Annotated in this window: 13 protein-coding genes; 11 read left to right on the top strand and 2 right to left on the bottom strand. The window is 41.9% G+C overall.

Going from position 1 to position 19,753, the window contains the following annotated elements; genetic code table 11:
* Nucleotides 1–40 precede the first annotated feature (40 nt).
* From IM797_RS03015 to IM797_RS02990, 6 genes are all read left to right on the top strand, one after another.
* Entirely contained in the window at nt 41–2,272 is a 2,232-nt protein-coding gene (locus IM797_RS03015; protein ID WP_194125601.1) for a glycoside hydrolase family 3 N-terminal domain-containing protein, read from the top strand.
* A 6-nt stretch (nt 2,273–2,278) separates the two neighbouring features.
* Entirely contained in the window at nt 2,279–4,951 is a 2,673-nt protein-coding gene (locus IM797_RS03010; protein WP_194125600.1) for a glycoside hydrolase family 2 TIM barrel-domain containing protein, read from the top strand.
* Between the two features lie 6 nt (nt 4,952–4,957).
* Nucleotides 4,958–6,121: an alginate lyase family protein gene (locus IM797_RS03005; RefSeq protein ID WP_194125599.1), complete on the top strand. Its 1,164-nt coding sequence runs from the start codon at nt 4,958–4,960 to the stop codon at nt 6,119–6,121.
* Nucleotides 6,122–6,133: 12 nt separating this feature from the next.
* On the top strand, nt 6,134–7,588 hold the full coding sequence (locus IM797_RS03000) for a glycoside hydrolase family 30 beta sandwich domain-containing protein (RefSeq protein ID WP_228098690.1): 1,455 nt from the start codon (nt 6,134–6,136) through the stop codon (nt 7,586–7,588).
* Between the two features lie 22 nt (nt 7,589–7,610).
* Nucleotides 7,611–8,255, top strand: a complete 645-nt coding sequence (locus tag IM797_RS02995; RefSeq protein WP_194125598.1) for a hypothetical protein — start codon at nt 7,611–7,613, stop codon at nt 8,253–8,255.
* A 69-nt stretch (nt 8,256–8,324) separates the two neighbouring features.
* Nucleotides 8,325–9,206, top strand: a complete 882-nt coding sequence (locus IM797_RS02990; protein ID WP_194125597.1) for a hypothetical protein — start codon at nt 8,325–8,327, stop codon at nt 9,204–9,206.
* Nucleotides 9,207–9,233: 27 nt separating this feature from the next.
* Here IM797_RS02990 and IM797_RS02985 read toward each other — a convergent pair whose 3' ends face one another.
* A complete protein-coding gene (locus IM797_RS02985) occupies nt 9,234–10,184 on the bottom strand; it encodes a helix-turn-helix domain-containing GNAT family N-acetyltransferase (protein WP_194125596.1) in 951 nt (316 codons plus the stop codon).
* A gap of 235 nt (nt 10,185–10,419) precedes the next feature.
* Here IM797_RS02985 and IM797_RS02980 point away from each other — a divergent pair, with 235 nt between their 5' ends.
* Entirely contained in the window at nt 10,420–10,974 is a 555-nt protein-coding gene (locus IM797_RS02980; RefSeq protein WP_194125595.1) for an STM3941 family protein, read from the top strand.
* Nucleotides 10,975–10,982: 8 nt separating this feature from the next.
* On the opposite strand, the gene IM797_RS02975 is transcribed toward IM797_RS02980, so the two are convergent.
* Nucleotides 10,983–11,462: an Lrp/AsnC family transcriptional regulator gene (locus tag IM797_RS02975; RefSeq protein WP_194125594.1), complete on the bottom strand. Its 480-nt coding sequence runs from the start codon at nt 11,460–11,462 to the stop codon at nt 10,983–10,985.
* A 226-nt stretch (nt 11,463–11,688) separates the two neighbouring features.
* Between IM797_RS02975 and IM797_RS02970 the strand changes: the two genes are divergently transcribed.
* The 4 genes from IM797_RS02970 (at nt 11,689) to IM797_RS02955 (ending at nt 19,752) form a co-directional block, all read left to right on the top strand.
* Nucleotides 11,689–12,681: an NAD-dependent epimerase/dehydratase family protein gene (locus tag IM797_RS02970; RefSeq protein WP_194125593.1), complete on the top strand. Its 993-nt coding sequence runs from the start codon at nt 11,689–11,691 to the stop codon at nt 12,679–12,681.
* A gap of 338 nt (nt 12,682–13,019) precedes the next feature.
* Nucleotides 13,020–16,259 carry a TonB-dependent receptor gene (locus IM797_RS02965; protein ID WP_194125592.1) on the top strand — a complete coding sequence of 1,080 codons (3,240 nt, stop codon included), beginning with the start codon at nt 13,020–13,022 and terminating at the stop codon, nt 16,257–16,259.
* A gap of 18 nt (nt 16,260–16,277) precedes the next feature.
* The gene (locus IM797_RS02960; protein ID WP_194125591.1) at nt 16,278–18,104 is read left to right on the top strand and encodes a RagB/SusD family nutrient uptake outer membrane protein; all 1,827 of its coding nucleotides are present in this window, start codon (nt 16,278–16,280) and stop codon (nt 18,102–18,104) included.
* Nucleotides 18,105–18,114: 10 nt separating this feature from the next.
* A complete protein-coding gene (locus IM797_RS02955; RefSeq protein ID WP_194125590.1) occupies nt 18,115–19,752 on the top strand; it encodes a DUF4957 domain-containing protein in 1,638 nt (545 codons plus the stop codon).
* Nucleotide 19,753 lies beyond the last annotated feature (1 nt).

Here is a 19,753-nt window from a genome sequence, read left to right as displayed (position 1 = left end):
ATAGCTTTACGGCAAGAATATTACTGTAAGTCCTTATATAATGAAAAAATACAATCTGTTTACCATTTTATTGTGTTGCAACTTTTTTACGCTCTCTCCCTTAATACTCTCCGCTCAGGATGCCAGGATTGTTAAACGCGTAGACTCTGTGCTTCGGTTAATGACCTTAAAAGAAAAAATCGGACAGTTAAACCAGTATACCGGAACGGAAGTAACAGGTCCAGCCAGCGACCGTAAAAACACTTTGTTGAATGACATCAGGAGTGGTATGGTAGGATCGATGCTGAATGTGAAAGGTGTTAAAGACACCCGGGAAATTCAAGCTGTCGCTTTGCAATCCCGATTAAAAATTCCTTTGCTGTTTAGCCTGGATGTGATACACGGTTATAAAACGGTGTTTCCGGTTCCCCTAGCCGAAGCTGCGTCCTGGAATATGGATTTGATTAGGCAGTCTGCACACATTTCGGCCAAAGAAGCATCTGCATCAGGCATCCACTGGACTTTTGCTCCAATGGTCGACATTGCACGTGATCCGCGCTGGGGCCGGGTGATGGAAGGTGCTGGTGAGGATACCTATCTTGGTGCACAGATCGCTAAGGCGAGGGTTTATGGCTTCCAGGGCGATCGGCTTGGTGGCATAGATGGGATTATGGCTTGCGCCAAGCATTTTGCAGCCTATGGGGCAGCTTTTGCTGGTAGGGATTATAATCCTGTAGATATGAGCGAGCAAATGCTCCATGAAGTATACCTTCCTCCATTTAAAGCTGCAGCGGATGCCGGAGTGGCAACTTTTATGAACTCATTTAATACTTTGAATGGGGTGCCGGCCACTGCAAGTGTCTATTTACAACGCGATATTTTAAAGGGAAAGTGGAATTATAAAGGCTTTGTGGTTAGTGACTGGGGTTCCATCCGCGAGATGATTCCCTGGGGTTATGCAGGCAACTTAAATGAGGCGGCTGAATTTGCGATGAATGCGGGTAGCGACATGGATATGGAAAGCAGTGCATATAAACAAGAATTAGAAGCCTTAATCAAAGCAGGAAAAGTGAAGCTTTCCCTACTGGATGATGCCGTAAAAAGGATTTTGTATAAAAAAATTGAATTGGGACTGTTTGATGATCCTTATAAATTTAGTAATGTGGAACGGGAAAAACAGGCCATGAATGATCCTCAACATGCTTTAATTGCCAGAAATGTAGCTGAGCAATCCATCATTTTGTTAAAAAATGAGCAACATGTATTGCCGATTAAAGGAAACCAGAAAATTGCCCTGATCGGGCCGTTGGTAAAAGCTAAAGCTGATCTGGCCAGCACCTGGACTGTATACGCTGATACTGCAAGTATGACCAGCGTTTACGAAGGGTTAAAACATAAGTTCCGGAATAAATCATCGATTAGCTATGCCAAAGGATGTGATTTAAATGGAAATACGACAGCCGGTTTTGAAGAAGCAATTCAGATAGCGATGGCGTCGGATCTTGTCATCATGGTTTTAGGTGAAGCGGGTGACATGAGTGGAGAGGCGAAATCAAGATCAAATATCAATTTACCTGGTCAGCAGGAAGCACTTTTTGATGTCGTGAAAGCAACTGGAAAGCAGGTAGTGGTGGTGGTAATGGGCGGAAGACCTTTGATATTTAATCATATTGCTGAGAAAGCTGACGCCATTATTTATGCTTTTTGGTTGGGTGCAGAAGCGGGAAATGCCCTGGCAAATGTATTTTCTGGCGAATACAACCCTTCAGGAAAATTGCCCATCACTTTTCCAAGATCTGTGGGTCAGATTCCTTTGTTCTATAATTATTTAAATACAGGACGGCCAGTAGGTAACCCTAAAGAAATCAGGTACAGATCTGCATATATTGATTCGCCCAATAGTCCACAATATGCTTTTGGTTACGGCTTAAGTTACACGACATTTAGCTACTCAGATCTTAAGTTGAGCACAAAGACATTAAAGAAAGGTGAGCCCTTGCGGGTAAGCATAAAGTTAACGAATACAGGGGATGTAAAAGGTGAAGAAGTGGTTCAGCTGTATCTGCAGGACAAAGTGGCCTCTCTGGCCAGACCAGTTAAAGAATTGAAAGACTTCAGAAAACTGATGCTAAATCCAGGCGAAAGTCAGGAACTGACTTTTACAATCGGTACCGACAAACTCGCCTTTTATAAAAGTGGTGCCGGATGGATCACGGAGCCTGGTGTATTTAAACTGATGATTGGCGGTTCATCGGATCAGACTAAATTGGAAACTGAATTTACTTTGCAATAATTCTTTATGACATTATTTAAGCGAATATACTTTTACCTGGTATTGATTCTACTTTCCAATGCTGCATTCGGGCAACAGGTACCACAAGGTATTGGCCGAACTTACATTGGTTTAAATGATTTGTGGACATTTAGTAAAGACCAGCAAACCTGGGACAAAATTTCCTTGCCACATACCTGGAATGCAAATGATGTAATGGATGATGCTTCTGGTTACTATCGTGGAGTTGGAGTCTATAAACGTGTGTTGACGATCAACCCATCCCTAAAGGGAAAAACGCTATCTTTATGTTTTGACGGTGTAAATCAGGAAGCTGAGGTGTATGTCAATGGTCAATTGGCTGGAAAACATGTTGGCGGGTATACCAAATTTATCGTTCCGATTTCCGAATTACTGAATACTACTGCGGGTTTTAAAAATGAGCTTACCGTTAAGGTCAACAACCGTTACAACGAAGACATCCCACCTTTAACAGCCGATTTTACTTTTTTCGGCGGAATTTATAGAAAAGTTGCTTTGCTGGCAACCAATTCTGTTCATTTTTTTACCGGTGATTACGGTAGTGATGGTCTGTACATCAGTACACCTTCAGTATCTGCTGAAAAAGCAAGCGTCAGGGTCAGGAGCATGCTGAGCAATACCGCCAGTTTAAATCGGAAATTGCAATTGAAAACGACACTTTACGATCCCAAAGGTAAAATGGTGTCCAGTCGTTTGATGCCCGTTAATCTAAAAGGTGCTGTAAACGAGACGATCCATCAGGACCTGGAGGTTGTAAATCTGCCTGAATTGTGGTCGCCGAGTTCACCTGCCTTATATAGCGTTGTATGTAGTATCATTGATCCAAAATCTAAATCGGTAATAGATGAAATCTCCAGTACTATAGGTTTCAGGTGGTTTAAATTTGACGCAGCGCAAGGTTTTTTCTTAAACGGGCAGCCACTTAAATTGATGGGCTCAAGCCGGCATCAGGATTATAAAGGTCTTGGAAATGCTGTTCCTCAAGCATTGCAGATCAAAGATGTAGAATTACTAAAGGCAATGGGCGGAAACTTTTTAAGGGTAGCACACTATCCACAAGATCCGGTGATCCTTGAAACCTGCGACCGTTTGGGGATATTGGCTTCTGTAGAAATTCCAATCGTCAATGAAATTACAGAAAACGCAACGTTTACGGAGAATTGCAAAAACATGCAGTTGGAGATGATCCGTCAAAACTTTAACCATCCGAGTGTAATCATGTGGGCATATATGAATGAGGTCTTGTTGCGGCCACGGTTTGGAGGTGAAAAAGAAAGACAAGAACTGTACTTTAGCCATATCCGGGAATTGGCCCAGACTCTGGAAAACCTGACACGAAAAGAAGACAGTTCAAGGTATACCATGATGGCTTTGCATGGTGATTTTGAACGTTACCATGGTGTTGGACTAACCAAAATTCCAATGGTGATCGGGTGGAATTTATACCAGGGCTGGTATGGCGGTGAGCTCAGTGGTTTTGGTGAGTTTTTAGATAAGCACCGCAGGGAATTGCCGGATAAACCTTTGCTGATTACCGAATTTGGGGCGGATGCAGATCCAAGAATCCGCTCATTTAATCCCATTCGTTTCGATAAGAGTGTGGAGTATGCCATGAAGTTTAGCCAGGTATATTTGAATGAAATGCTGAAGCGTCCGTTTGTAAGCGGCGGTATGGTCTGGAACCTGGCAGATTTCAGTTCGGAAAGCCGTGAAGAAACAATGCCGCATATCAATAATAAAGGTTTATTAACCTTAGGCCGCAAACCTAAAGACACCTGGTACTTGTATCAGGCTTATTTACTGGATCAGCCCTTTATCAAAATTGCTTCGAGAAACTGGGATAAAAGAACTGGTATCGCCGATTCTCTCCGCGCTTTTTGTACTCAACCTGTCCAGATTACAACGAATTTACCGCTGGTTGAATTGTTTTTAAATGGGAAAAGTCTGGGGGTTAAAAAGAGTATAGATCATATCTGTGAATGGGATGTTCCCTTTGTAAATGGCAGCAATCAGCTTCGGGCTTCAAACCCTCAGCAGCCATTTTTATCAGATCAGGCCGACATTGATTTCAACCTTTTACCCAACAGCTTTGCCGTTGGCGATACCTTTAAAACGCTCCACATTCTATTGGGTGCAAAACGCTATTTTATTGACGATGAACATCAGATATTGTGGATCCCGGATCAGTCGTATCGCAAAGGATCGTGGGGTTATATTGGCGGTGAAGCTTTTAAAGGTGGCAATAGCAGGATCACCTATGGTTCAGACAAGAATATCCAGAATACGGATCTTGATCCAATTTATCAGACACAACAGGTTGGCATCAAAGCTTATAAAATAGATGTGCCAAACGGAAACTATGAACTTGATTTATATTTTGCAGAATTACTGGGCGGTGCTTTCAAAGAGTCGCTGGCGTATAACTTAGATAATCAGGTTGTAAAGGAAAGACGGGAACAGCAACGGGTTTTTGATCTGAACATCAATGGAGTGAAGTTTTTGGAAAATTTTAACATTGCTCAAATGCATGGCTATGCTACTGCGGTTCATCAAACCATAAAAATTGAAGTTAGGGAAAATCAGGGTATTGTGCTTGATTTTATTCCGCTGCAAGGAAAACCAATTTTAAATGCCTTATCTGTCAGAAAAATAAATTAGCTGTGTATGAAAACTGTTAAACTGCTCCTGTTTTTTCTGATTGCTACTAGTTTTACGGCGGCTCCTGTTATTGACATTAAAAAAGATGCAGCTGCATTATTAAAGGAGCAGGTGATGAAAGAAGCACGCTGGGCCTTGCAACAAGCACCGGTTACGGTGACTGCTGAATCATCTCCGAGAAGCTCTGGCGGTAAACATGACTTTTTTTCTGAAGCAGATTATTTCTGGCCTGATCCAAAAAATCCTGAAGGGCCATACGTAGAAAGAGATGGTTTAACCAATCCGGATAACTTTGTTGCCCACCGAAAAGCCATGATCCGCTTGAGTAATGTGATTGGTGCATTGGCTTCTGCTTACGTATTAACGGGTGACGAAAAATATGTAAAGCATGCCATTTTGCATTTGGAGGCTTGGTTTTTAAATCCTGAAACTTTAATGAATCCGAATTTGTGGTATGCCCAGGCCATTAAAGGAAAACATCAGGGTCGAAATTATGGAATCATTGATACCATCCATCTCATGGAAGTGGCGCAAGGTGTATTGGTTTTTGAACGGTCGGGTATTTTTAAAAAAAACATTGCAGATGGAATTAAAAAGTGGTTCTTTGCTTATACTGTATGGCTAAACACGAGCAAACCCGGACTCCAGGAAAAGGCCATTAAAAATAACCACTCGAGCTGCTGGGCCATGCAAGTGGCATCATTTGCTAAACTTTGCAATGACCAGCCGATGCTTGATTCTATGCGTTTGAGATACAAAAATGTCTTACTTCCAGCGCAGATGGCTGCTGATGGGAGTTTCCCTCTGGAACTCGCCAGGACCAAACCTTATGGATATTCGATTTTCAATTTAGATGCGATGGTGATGCTGTGCCAGATTTTATCTACACCTGAAGATAACCTTTGGACTTACCAGGCAAAGGAAGGGCAGTCTATCCAGACTGGAATTGATTACCTGTTCCCTTTTGTTCGGGACAAACAAAAATGGCCTTTAAAACCGGATGTGATGTATTGGAAGGATTGGCCGGTAGCACAACCTTTTTTATTGTTTGGGGCTAAGGCATTTAAAAAGGAAAGCTGGTACCAGACCTGGGCAAGGCTGGATCATCATCCGCAAGTAGAAGAGGTGATCAGAAATTTACCAATCCGGCATCCATTGATATGGTTATAAAATCAAAATTAGATGCATCACTCAAAACCAAATAAACACGTGTACATCATTATCCAGCAAGTCATGATAAAACCTCACATCACTACAGTTTTTTTAGGGATATGCCTGGCCATGGCCATCCAGGCAACTGCACAAAATAAAGCCAGTTACTGGTTAACAAAGGGCGATCGATCTGTACTTTTTGCCAAGCAAAAGGAAGAGCCTGTATTTAGTAAAGAACGTGAAGATCATCCAACCATTTTTGTAAATGAACGGGAGACCTTTCAATCTATTGACGGTTTTGGTTATGCCTTAACGGGCGGTAGTGCACAGCATTTGATTAAAATGACCGCAAAAGCCAGAACCGCTATTTTAAAACAGCTGTTTGCTACAGATGGAAATAACATTGGCGTTAGCTATATCAGGTTGACGGTTGGGGCATCTGATCTCAATGAAAAGGTATTTTCTTATAACGATTTGCCTGAAGGCGAGGTCGATCTCGAACAGCGAAAGTTTGATTTGGGACCGGACCGGAGAGATGTGATCCCGGTGATGAAGGAAATTCTGGCAATTAATCCAAAAATCAAAATTATGGGTTCGCCATGGTCGCCGCCATTGTGGATGAAAACCGCTCATGATGCACGTGGTGGAAGCCTGAAACCGGAATTTTATGAGAGTTACGCGAAATACTTTGTGCGCTATATTCAGGATATGAAAAAGGAGGGGATACGTATAGATGCCATTACTGTACAAAACGAACCCTTACATCCGGGGAACAATCCAAGCTTGTTGATGCTGGCAGAAGAGCAGGCTGACTTTGTTAAAAATCATTTGGGGCCAGCTTTTAAGCGAGCAGGACTGGACACTAAAATTGTGATTTATGACCACAATGCCGACCGCCCGGATTATCCCATCAGTATCTTAAACGATCCGGACGCTAAAAAATACATTGATGGCTCTGCCTTTCACCTTTACGGGGGGAAGATTGATGCCTTAACAGAAGTACACCAGGCACATCCCGATAAGAACATTTATTTCACTGAACAAATGGTGATTCAGAATCCAAATGATCCAGAAATCAATATCGTATCGCCAGTGAAGAGATTGATTATCGGGGCGACCAGAAATTGGAGTAAGACAGTTTTAGAATGGAACCTGGCAGCAGATTCGGAGAATAAACCATTCACAGACCGGGGTGGATGTCCTATGTGCCAGGGTGCGATTACCATAGACGGCGATCGTGTTTTTATGAATCTTGCTTATTATGCAATGGCACATGCATCCAAATTTGTACGCCCTGGTGCTGTGCGTATTGCATCAAATGAAACCAAGTATCTTTCTAATGTCGCGTTTAAAACTTCAACTGGAAAAACGATACTAATTGTAGCCAATGTTAGCAAGGAAAATCAAGTGTTTAACATTGATTATAAAGGTAAAGCGATTAAAGTACAATTGGATAAAGGATCCGTGTCGACCTATATCTGGTGATATTTGTCCCTGATGTTTTTTGATGACGGTAGCTAAAGGATATTTACAGGATGAAAATACCCTGAAAGAAGTGTTATATTTAAAGCCGTATTATAAATGTAACATCCCTATGAATAATGTGGTCATGACTTCTTTTTTAATAACCGTTTTGGTTTATTTTTCATCCTGCCAGTCGGGCGTTAAAACAGTGCAAAAAAGCGATTCGGTTACGGTTTCAAATCCGGGAGAGACCGTGCTGGCTAAACCAGCGTTATCTGCTCCGACAGCTGATGCCATTGAAGGACATTATATTTCCAGTGCGCTGGAGGATGGTGGTGCTGCCCCTGGCTGCCAGATTACGCTGGACATTGTTAAGCGCCAGGCACAGTATTTTTATACTTTAATTTCAGATACTACCTATAAGGGGAAAGTCTCCATTTCTAAAAGTGAGGACGGTAAAGAAAGCTATGTTACCTTTGAAGGTATTGAATGGGCAGAGTATGAAGGGGATATTTCAAACGATAGCGAAGAAGAGAGGGAGCAAAAACCAGTAATGAAACTTCCCGTTGGTATCGATGGCCAGCTTCAAGACAAGGAAATTATCATTCAGAACTATGGTAATTCCATGAACTATTACGTGAAATTGGCTGGTTGTGGCGACAAATACATTCGATTGGTAAAAAAGTAGTGTTCCGGCTGTTTTTGTTCATTAAATTATGGTTAGGTATTTGTAAGGATACCAGAAAACACAATCCGTATGTCGATATCTAGATTTAAGCTATACTTATTTTTAATTTTTGCCCTTTGTACATTCAAATCTGTCGCACAGAACAGAATTTTATACAATTGGAAAGGAAGTGCTTTAGTACTGCGTGAACAGGGAAATGCCGGTAGTAAAGCGCTGATTAATATACCAAAAGGTGCTTCGGTTTTGGAGATTGCAGGTTCAAGTGGTCTGATGCCCTTTAACGTGGTTTTGAGTTATTACGGTAGTATGTCCAAAGCAGAACGCGGCGATTATGAACAACTTGGCGCCAGTTGGTATAGTCTGAAAGGATATTGGATTAAGGTGACTTATGCAGGGAAGTCTGGTTATGTGCCAAATCTGTTGTTATCCAGATTGCCGGATCTTTATCCCAAAAAAAATGTAGTCGGGATTGAAAAGGTAGCACCTGCTTACCTCGCTTCCTTTTTTGGCTCGCCCGTTTCCATTAAAAAGAAGGACTTGCCTAAACAAACCAAGGAAGAAATCAATTATGAGCAAACCTATACCTATAAAAATGGCAGTTATTATAAACTTAGCCTGGGTTATGCAGAAGAAGGGGGAGCTGGAGGTGAAGAACATTTGCTTTTCCTTAAAGGCTTAAATAAACATGAATCGATTTTATTGATGTTAAAATTAATTTCGTCCAACAGTAATCTTTCTGAGGCGGAAATTGGATTAAAGAAACGCAGTTTAAGTCACAGTTTATATGATCAATTTAGCTGGTGGTATAATAAAAATCTTGGTAAAGAGGAGCGGGTTGAGCGAAACATTGATCAGGAGTTTTATTATTCACAAGAGGGGGGATCAGAAACCTTGACCATTAAGGAGACAAAAGATGGCACCATCATCGCTTACAGTTTTGGTGGCTGTTGAGAAGTTTCGCCTTGTGTTTTTAATATTTTATAATTCTAATTCCATTTGGATATTGCAGCGTTCGTAAGGTGTAGATCTGCCTACTACTTTTTTAAACCCGAGTTTATGATATAGATTAATTGCCGGTTTTAAGGAGGTATTACTTTCCAGGTATATTTTGGATGCGCCCAACACTTTTGCGGCATCTGCCACTGCCTGACCAAGTAGCCAGCCGATACTCTTTCCCTGGATTTTAGGGGAGACTGCCATTTTTGCCAGTTCAAAATCATAGTCAGGATCATTCATTTTAATGAGTGCACAAACACCTACCGGTTCATTGTTATACAGGGCTACAAATATTTTTCCACCATTGTCCAAAATATAGGTTTGCGGATTATCTAAAGCCTTATAATCCGCCGCTTCCATTTTAAAATAGGTAGATATCCATTCCTCATTCAATGCGCGAAAAGCTTGTTGATACTGTGCTTCATATTCCACAATCTGGACATCCTTACCTTCACGTAATTTTTTCTGTTCATGTACTCTTCTAAATAAAGACTTCTGTTCTAAAAGAAATTCCCATTCTTCAATGGCTTCCCATAAATTGTGTCTGGCTTCAGCAATCACGCTTTCAATAGCCGCATCTACATCTGCGCATTGTATTTCAATGCGTTTGGAGATTGTAATGCCTTTCTCAGTCAGCGCCACCACATTCCTACGTTTATCTGTCGATTCCCGATTTTCCTGGATCAACCCGGCAGCGATCATTTCCTGAACAATTTTGCTTACGGATGGCTGAGAATGTGCAATTTCGTTAGCGACTTCCGTAATTGTCTTTTCGCCGCAGGTTGCAAGTACAAAGAAAACAGGAAACCATTTTGGCGAAAATTCTATATGATATAGCTCGTATATCTTAACAGCATCATCCGTTATTTTAGCAGTCATTAATCTTAAACGGCTACCTAAAGCCATCTTACCTGTTTTCTCGAAAAAATCCATAAGTATAGTTAGTTACATAACTGGTTATGTAAATATAGTCAAGTTTTTTTTATTTCCAACAACAACCTCAATGTTATTCGCATTTGTATTTTTTTGCACTGCAAATGTATCGGTTAGCCATTTAGGTTTGTATTTCTCGACAGGTTTTGTTTACTTAGCTTGAATAAGGATAGTTTAAATACCGGAAATTCTATTTTAAACTGCAATAAATCTGAATATTTTTTTTCCTATAATAATGAGAAACGCGATGATGAAAGGGGAGGTTAAGTTATACCGAAATAAGAAAAAGACAAATAAATTATTGTTATATGCACTGACTGTCTGCATTGTGCTGGTGGCCGTTTTATTGTACAGTATAGGTTTGTTTGATGGCGAAATGAAATTAAAACCAGCTATTTTCTCTGGGGCTGCCTTGCTGATTATGCTCATTTTAACTTTAAAGACTTTGGTTAATCTGAGAGACAAATCTCCTTTAATAGAAATGAATGAGCAGATGTTTATGGGAAAGACCACACCATTGTCCAAAGCTTTTGGCCGGGTGGACTGGGTTGACGTAAAGGATGTTCAGTTGCAGAAAATGGGTGGGGATACGCTTGTTGTAGTTACTGTTGGAAATTCGGATAAATATGCTGGCCGGCTTTCTAAGATGATGTGGAATATGGCTTATGACAAATCAACCGGGGCGTTACAGCTGATGTATTCTGCCGCTGAAGTTGATGTAGATGCAAAAGCTCTTTTTGAACTGTTTGCGGACTTCTGGAATACTACTGGTAAAAAGCACCAGGGTTGATTTCGCCGTTACAGAAGATGATCTAAAGGATAGTTGAGATTTCGTTTGCTTTCGTTGATGACAAAATAGCTTTGCAGCGCGCCAATATTTTTGATTCTGGCCAATTTATGCACCAGGAAATTATTGTAACCAACCATGTCTTTAACAATGATTTTGAGTAAAAAATCAAATGCGCCGGTCATATGGTAACATTCGAGTACTTCAGGAAATTTGACTGCCTCCTCCTGGAAGGACAGCAGGGTTTCGGCAGTATGGTCGTTCACATGCACCTGGGTATAGGCGATCAGGATGTCTCCAAACTTTTTACGTTCGATGAGTGTGGTGCTGCCGCTGATATAGCCCAGATCTTTCAGCCGCTTTATCCGATTGATGACGGTAGTGTTTACCCGCTTCAAGGTGGTGGCAATGGCTTTGGTCGACAAGGTAGCATCCTGTTGTAATAGCCTTAAAATATCGAGATCGACCTGATCGAGAGTTTGATTTAACATATTGGTAACATTTGTCGACAAAGAGATACTTTTTTTGGCAAACCAACCAACTGAAAACACATAATATTTCGCTTTTTTTTCCACGGCTGTTTTACAGGCAAATAATATTTTGTGATTTATGTGATTTTTTAGTAGAATTTACAAAAAAAACATCAAGCCATTGTAAAAAGTAATCGTCACAGCAACTTTGTCATCATTAAGGAGATCATTAACATCCGATATTGCTATGAAAACAAAAGAAATTATCTTGGTTATTGGTGCTTGCGGACAGATTGGACGTGAACTGACGTCTGCTTTGCGCAAGAAATACGGGACTGATAGTGTATTCGCTACAGATATTGCAGCGCCTGAAACTGTTCCAGCCAGCATGGAGCCTTATCAAAAGTTGAATGTGATGGATACAGTCGCCTTGGAAAGTTTGATGGAAAGTAAAGCGTTCACTCAGGTATATCACCTGGCAGCCGTCCTTTCCGCCAATGGCGAACGCAATCCAAAGGCAGCCTGGGATTTAAATATGAACAGTTTACTGAATGTATTGGACTTGTCTGTAAAATATAAAGTGTCTAAGGTATTCTGGCCAAGTAGTATTGCTGTATTTGGGCCAAATTCCCAAAAATTAAACACACCACAATATGGAGTTATGGAACCCACAACCATTTATGGGCTGAGTAAAGCCGCTGGTGAATTGTGGTGTAAATACTATTTTGAAAAATATGGACTTGATGTGCGTAGTCTGCGTTACCCGGGACTAATTAGTGCTGGTGAGCCGGGTGGGGGTACTACGGATTATGCAGTAGATATATTTCATAGCGCTGTAAAAGCACAAGTTTACACCTGTTTTTTAAAAGAAGATACAGGATTGCCAATGATGTATATGCCGGATGCTATCCGGGCAACGCTCGAACTCATGAATGCTCCGGTAGTGAATATGTCTGTGCGGACTGCCTACAATATCGGAGCGCTGAGTTTTACGCCTGAGGAGATTTATTCGGAAATTGTTAAACAAATGCCTGATTTTAAAATAGCATATCAACCTGATTTCAGACAAGAGATTGCCGATAGCTGGCCGCAAAGCATTGATGATTCGACGGCAAGAAAAGATTGGGGATGGAAGCCTGATTATGATCTGCAAAGTATGGTTGAAGACATGCTCGAAAATATAAAGAAACTTTCTGGTGCTGACTGCGGTCAAACCAGTGGTACAGCGGTTTTAGTTTAACTGCACAAATGAATCATTTTGAGGTAAGAAAATGGTTAAAATTTAGGTTAAAATAGCGGGACGGATCTGGATGGATCGTCCCGCTATATGTTTACCTATGCAAGCATTTTTTTCGGACATCATGAACCGGTTATATTCCCAAAGACAATCGATTGAATACATGCATAGGCTGAGATACCTGTATTCAGGCGAAAATCGATTTCCTGACCAATCTTTGAACCAATTGTATCAATTAGCGAACCCTATTTTCCTGGGCTAGGGTTAAGTTTGTGTTGTGGATGTCAAGTTATACCAAACGTTGGATAGCGAAAACATCATACTAACCAAATATACCAGTTATGAGAAAAATTCTACTTCAATTGCTTCTGCTATTGCTATTTTCCACCCAGGCTTGGTCTCAGACCAGGACCGTAACCGGAAAGGTATTCGGCAAAGAGAACGAAACCCTGGTTGGAGCAACCATTACCATTAAAGGGACCAATACGCAAGTCATGACAGATGGCAGCGGAAAATTTAAGATTAAAATTCCTATTACAGGTAATACGATTTTAGTCGCCAGTTACGTAGGGTCGAAACCCATCTCTATCGCAGTTGGTGAAAAAAAGGATTTGGTATTTGAACTTGCGCAGGACGATGCGACAATGCTTGAAGAGGTGAACATTGGTTATGGCAAAGTGGCTAAAGATGCACTTACCGGTTCAGTATCTTCAGTTACGGCCAAGGACTTGAAAGATTTTCCGGTAGCCACTGCAGCCGAGGCACTGGCCGGGAAACTGGCGGGTGTATCAGTGATTACCTCTGAAGGGAAACCGGGGGCTGAAATTACTGTTCGGGTACGGGCTGGAGGCTCGATCACACAAGATAATTCTCCATTGTATGTTGTAGATGGAATACAGATGGAAAATGCGCTTTCGGTTATATCCCCTCAGGAGATTGAATCCATTGATGTCTTGAAAGATGTAGCTTCTACGGCAATTTATGGTGCCCGAGGTGCTAACGGTGTAGTACTGATTACGACAAAATCAGGAAGGAATGCCCGCACCCTGGTGTCTATGAGTGCCTACGCCGGAGTACGTCAGATTACCAATGTGCTAGATGTGATGAAACCTTATGATTTTGTGATGTACCAATATCAGTTGTACAACAGCAATGCCAATGATCAGCCTTCAATTGATGCTTTTGCAAAAAGATATGGTGCTTTTTCAGATTTAGACATTTACAAAAACATTCCTTTTACCGATTGGCAGGATCGGGTTTTCGGTCGGCAGGCCTTTTCACATACAGAAAATTTAACCATTACCGGCGGTACCAAAGCTTCCAGTTATAACCTCAATGTTAACAATTACCAGGAAGATGGAATTATGCTCAATTCTGGCGCTGCGCGTACCTTTGTCTCTTTTCGTTTTGACAATACTGCTTCTGATAAATTCCGTTTTGGTTTCAATGCCAGATATAGCCGTCAAAAAGTCTTTGGTGCAGGAACTTCTAATTCTGGAAGCCAAAGCAACAATAGTTTGCGTAATGCCGTACGCTACCGGCCATATGATGAGCCTGGGCAAGCCGCTGATATTGATGAGTTCGATCCGGATTATGCGAACCTCACTAACCTGACTACGCCAATATTAGGTGTTTATTCGGTAACGAAGAACGATTACAATAACCAGATTGTCGCTAGTGCAAATGGGCAATACACGCCAATTAAGGGATTGGTGATTAAAACGATATTTGGTGTGACCAATGGAGAACGAAGAAACGATCAGTTTAATAACTCCATTACGGGAGTAGCCAGACAAAATGCGAACCTTCCTGTGGTGACTATTGGAACCGGATCCAGTTTAACGATCATCAATACCAATACCATATCCTATGATTTCACATTGGGCAAGTCTCATAAAATCAGTTTGCTGGCTGGTCAGGAGATTAACCAGAATAAAACGCGTAATTTATCGATTACCACCAAATGGTTACCGGTAGATCTTACCCCAGAACAAGCTTTTGCGGGGATACAAAAAGCTACTCCACCAAATGGTGGTGTACAAGATGCGCCGACCAGTTCAGAGAGTCAAAGTAAACTTTTTTCTGTGTTTGGCCGTGCATCTTACAATTACCTGGGTAAATATTTAGCTTCATTTATTGTACGGAATGATGCATCCTCGCTTTTTGCGCCGGAAAATCGTGATGCACTCTTTCCTTCTGGGCAGTTGGCCTGGCGTTTTAGCGAAGAGCAGTTCATGAAAAAGTTAAATCTCAATTGGCTGGGTAGTGCAAAAATCAGGGCCAGCTACGGTGCCGGCGGAAATAATCGTATTGGCACTGACCTGTGGCGGGTACTTTATCTTGGCGGAAGCAATTATGGTTACGCAATTGATGAATCGGTTACTCCTGGATTTGCACCAAACGCTCTTGCTAATCCAAATATCAAGTGGGAAACTACAGTATCTAGAAATTTAGGCCTGGATCTGAACCTATTCGGGAGTCGGTTGACGGCTACATTAGATGTATACAGCAACAATACAAAAGACCTTTTACTGGTAGCAAAAGTTCCGGTAACCTCTGGTTGGACAGATCAGCAACAGAATATCGGTAAAACTTCCAATAAAGGAATTGAACTGCAAATTGGTGCTGCATTAGCCAATACGAATAATTTTGGCTATAATATCAATTTCAATATTTCTACCAATAAGAACAAAATTGTGAGTCTCGGATTTGACCAGTACGGAAATCCAAACAAATCTTATACGACTGCCTCTGGAGGCATTAACGGATCTGACTTTCTGGTACAAATTGGTGGACCTGTAGGCCAATATTATGGATATGTGAGTGACGGACGGTACGAGATCAGCGACTTTGATGCCACTTACAACGCATCATCGAACACCTATTCTTATAAATTAAAAGCTGGTATTCCTAGTGCCAGGGCGATTGCATTGGGTGCGAAAGATCCACAACCTGGAGATATGAAACTGAAAAAACTGACAGGAGATCCGGGAGGTGATATAACAACTGATGACCGAACGGTTTTGGGAAATGCATTTCCAAAGTTTGCAGGTGGAATCAATCAGCAGTTTAATTATAAAAATTTCGATGCCAGTATTTTTATGAACTTTTCAGTTGGTAATAAGACCTATAACGCCAACAAAACTGAATTTACCGGCCAGTATCTATATAAAGATAACAATATGCTGGCCGTTGTAGCAGACCGCTGGAAGTCTTTTGACGAAAACGGAAAAAAAGTATCCGATCCAGATCAATTGGCGGCAATGAACCAGAACACCAGTTTCTGGACACCGGCGGCAGGGCAGTACATCCTCACTTCTTATGCAATTGAGGATGGTTCCTTTCTTCGCATCAGTAACGTTACCCTGGGGTATTCGCTTCCAAAGAAGTTGTTAAACAAAACGCGAGTTTTTTCGAAAGTCAGATTTTATGCAACGGTAAATAACCTGTTCACCATAACCGGTTACTCAGGTTATGATCCTGAAGCCAATACCCGCCGTTCTCCGCTTACCCCAGGTGTAGATTATGCAGCTTATCCGAGAAGCCGCTACATTCTAACGGGCCTAGAGATCAGTTTTTAACTCAAAAGATCATTTGAAATGAAATCAGCATATAAAAAAATAATTACACTGCTTAGTCTGGGGACTTTAATCCTTACCAGCAGCTCATGTAAAAAATACCTGGATATTGAAAATCCATCGACCATTTCAAAGGATGTTGCTTTTGCCAGCGCATCTTATACCAATACTGCTATTGTGGGGATATATAACCTGCTGCCGGGTGACAACGGGCTAACTAAAGAAGGAACCATCTGGTCGATATCTGCAGATGACTTCAAAACTTCGGGTAGTTACAGTCCTGAAGACCGGAGAGGGATCAGTATGTACAGGGCGAGTTCTGCCAATGGAGAGTTATTAGATGCGTTTAAACAACTATACATTGGCGTAGAAAGATCAAATGTATGCATTAAGGGGATTTCGGGCTCGGCTTTATATGCCGACGGATCAGCTAACGAGTCTATTATGGGTAAATACATGGGGGAAGCCCTTGCGCTAAGGTCTTTATATTATTTCATTCTGGTTCGTAACTGGGGAAATGTAGTTGCACAATGGGAACCATCCGGAGATATTATTGAACTTGATGCGCCAGTTACCGCAGGTACGGCTATTTTGGACAGGGTGCTTGAAGACCTTAAGCTAGCTGAAAGTATGGTTCCCTGGCGTACCGAATCGGGTTATGGCAGTACCAGGTGGACAAAAGGATCGATCAAAGCTTTGCGTTCCAGAATTGCACTGTTCCGTGGTGGTTATATGATGGATAAAGATAGCCATACCATGTTGCGCAGTGCGGACTATAAGAAATACTATCAGATTGCTTTTGATGAATGCAAAGAGGTGATGGGTAAGCGCGGTGAGCATGATCTAAATCCAGTTTATGAGAATATTTTCAAGTCGCTGCACAGCAGTACCAGGTCCGATCCCACCAACGAACTGATGTTTGAGGTGGGTGCGTATGGTGCAGGTTCAAGAACGGATACAAAGCTTGGTTATTACAATGGCTTGCGGATCAATGGGGCATCGCGTTTTGGTGGCGGTGGTGGCGGATTGATGGCCATTTCTAGCTATTTTTACGAGTTTGACCAGATTGGCGACTGTAGAAGGGATGTGACAATAGGGTCTTATGAAATTGACCTCAATAGCCAGAAAGTGATGAACACCTTGAATAATATGACTGATGCTAAATTCAGGAGATCATGGACCAATATTATTGGTACCACACAGACGCTTGCTGTTAACTGGCCTGTTATCCGTTTTGCAGATGTGTTGCTGATGTTTGCGGAGGCGGATAATGAAATCAACGGTGCACCATCAGCAGCAGCCCAGGCGGCACTGATGGAAGTGAGAAAACGTGCTTATGTTGGTTTTGAGGATCGCATTCCTGCTATACCTGCCAGCTATGTCGGATTTTTCGATGCCATTGTTAAAGAGCGCTTATTAGAGTTTGGAGGTGAGGCCGTACGGAAGTATGACCTGATCCGCTGGAATATCATGGCGAGTAAATTCGCTGAGACCCGCGTCAAGCTCCGTCAGTTAATGAATGGAGAAGGTGCTTATGTGAATGTGCCAAAATATGTGTACTCAAAAGCGGCAGTTTATAATGTAGTCGGGTCTCAATTGGAATTTAATACCCTGGACACTTATGGTGGTTCTCCTGCTGTAACTTTGTTTCAACCAGGTTTAGGTGTTTCAGGTGCTCCCTCGGGATATACCACTAAGAATTGGCGGGCTTCGCTTAACGAGGAATACATCTCTGGGAATCAGACTGGTTTTGCTACTTATTTTGAGCAAAATAAAAGTGAGGTTTTCCCATTCCACAACGATGTACTGCTCTACAATACCAGAACTATTCAGAACTATGGTTATTAATTCTATCAATATGAAGACAAATATCTTTTCAATCCGTATACTGGTTCCATTATTCATGATGTTGCTAAGCGCATCTGCCTGCAAAAAAGATCCAAACGAAGGGCTAGGGGCACCGCGTCTGTTTAAGCCGGGCGGTATTTCAATCAAAACGGAAGCAACATCAGCAAAGATCACCTGGGCTGCACCTGTACTAAGTGCCAAGCTGAACCTCTCCTACCTTACTGAGTTTTCCCAGGATTCGACATTCTCGAGTTCGGAATTTTCAATTAAAACGGATACCATTGGTGCAGTGGTAACTGACGAAAAACTTATCGTGCGTAAAAAGTATTACGTTAGGGTAAGGGCAGAGGCTACTGCAACCCAGCCAGAATCTCAATGGCAGGTCAGCAGTGGGTTCTCCATTACCGGTGAGCAGCTTTTTCTGCCGGTTCGCGAACTTGAGATTCTGGAAACCCAGTTTACACTACGCTGGAAACCAACAGCAGGTTTGGACAAGATCACACTGACGCCGAAAGATGGAACAGCCACTAATCTTCCCATTTCTGCCTCAGAAGCAACGGCGGGGGTAAAAACTGTATCTGGACTTCTTCCAGGGACAACCTATGCTTCGGAAATTTTTCTTGGCAGCAGAAGTAAAGGTTTACTCGAAATCTCAACACTGGCCACAACGGTATACACTACCATATTAAATTCAGGTGCTGATATTGTGGCGGCTGTTAATGCAGCTGGCAACAATGCGGTCATCGGACTTAACCCGGGTACCTACAGTGCAGGATCAGCGAATTTTACCTTATTGCAAAAATCAGTAACCCTTAAATCTACTTCCGGAAATCCTAAGGATACCAAGGTTAATTTTAAAGAGTTTACCTTAAGAGGAACCGGAGCTGGTATCGGACTTGATGGAATAGAGCTGGATGGAAAGGCTTCAGGATCACTTTATTTCATTAATCCTACAGGAGTACTGGCTGATGCGGAAAAGGCTGAGTTTGCCAGTGTGAAAATTAACAATTGTATCATACACAGTGCAACAACAAGTTTCTTGAGGGCGAATCGTGGTGCGGCTGCCGGAGATTATAAAATAGATCAAATTGTGGTTAAAAATTCCGTTGTTTATGACATCGGATCAACATTGGGCTATATCTGTTTTCATCTGGATAAACTGCAGTTTAATGCACTAAGCGTTACTAAATCTACATTTTATGATATCGGACAAGCCTTTTTAAGCTGTTCAACAGTGATCGCCGGCTCGCCACCAATAATCACCGTTGATTATTGCACCTTCAATAACTTTGGTGCCAATGGCAGGTATATATTTATGGATGCAGGTGCCAATCCTGTTCGGTTTTCTATGACCAATAGCATCATTGCCAATGTACCGAGGCCGTCTGGAACGGTAAACGGAGTAACTATGCGGGCTACCGGGGCCGGTACTACCCTGGTTTTTAGCTATAACAATACCTTTAATTTCACCAATGGATCAGGTGCTGCTCTTACCCAGCCTAGTGCCAATACTTCCCAGGCAGGGAACCTGGCAATCGGTCTGGGTTGGGACGTAACGACTAATAATTTTACCCTTCCGGCTACTTCACCACTAAGAACGGCAGGCAGTTCTGGCGTAGCCATAGGCGATCCAAGGTGGACTTACTAAA

Source organism: Pedobacter sp. MC2016-24 (assembly GCF_015223055.1).
Lineage (GTDB): Bacteria > Bacteroidota > Bacteroidia > Sphingobacteriales > Sphingobacteriaceae > Pedobacter.
This window is presented reverse-complemented; position numbering and strand designations above follow the sequence as displayed.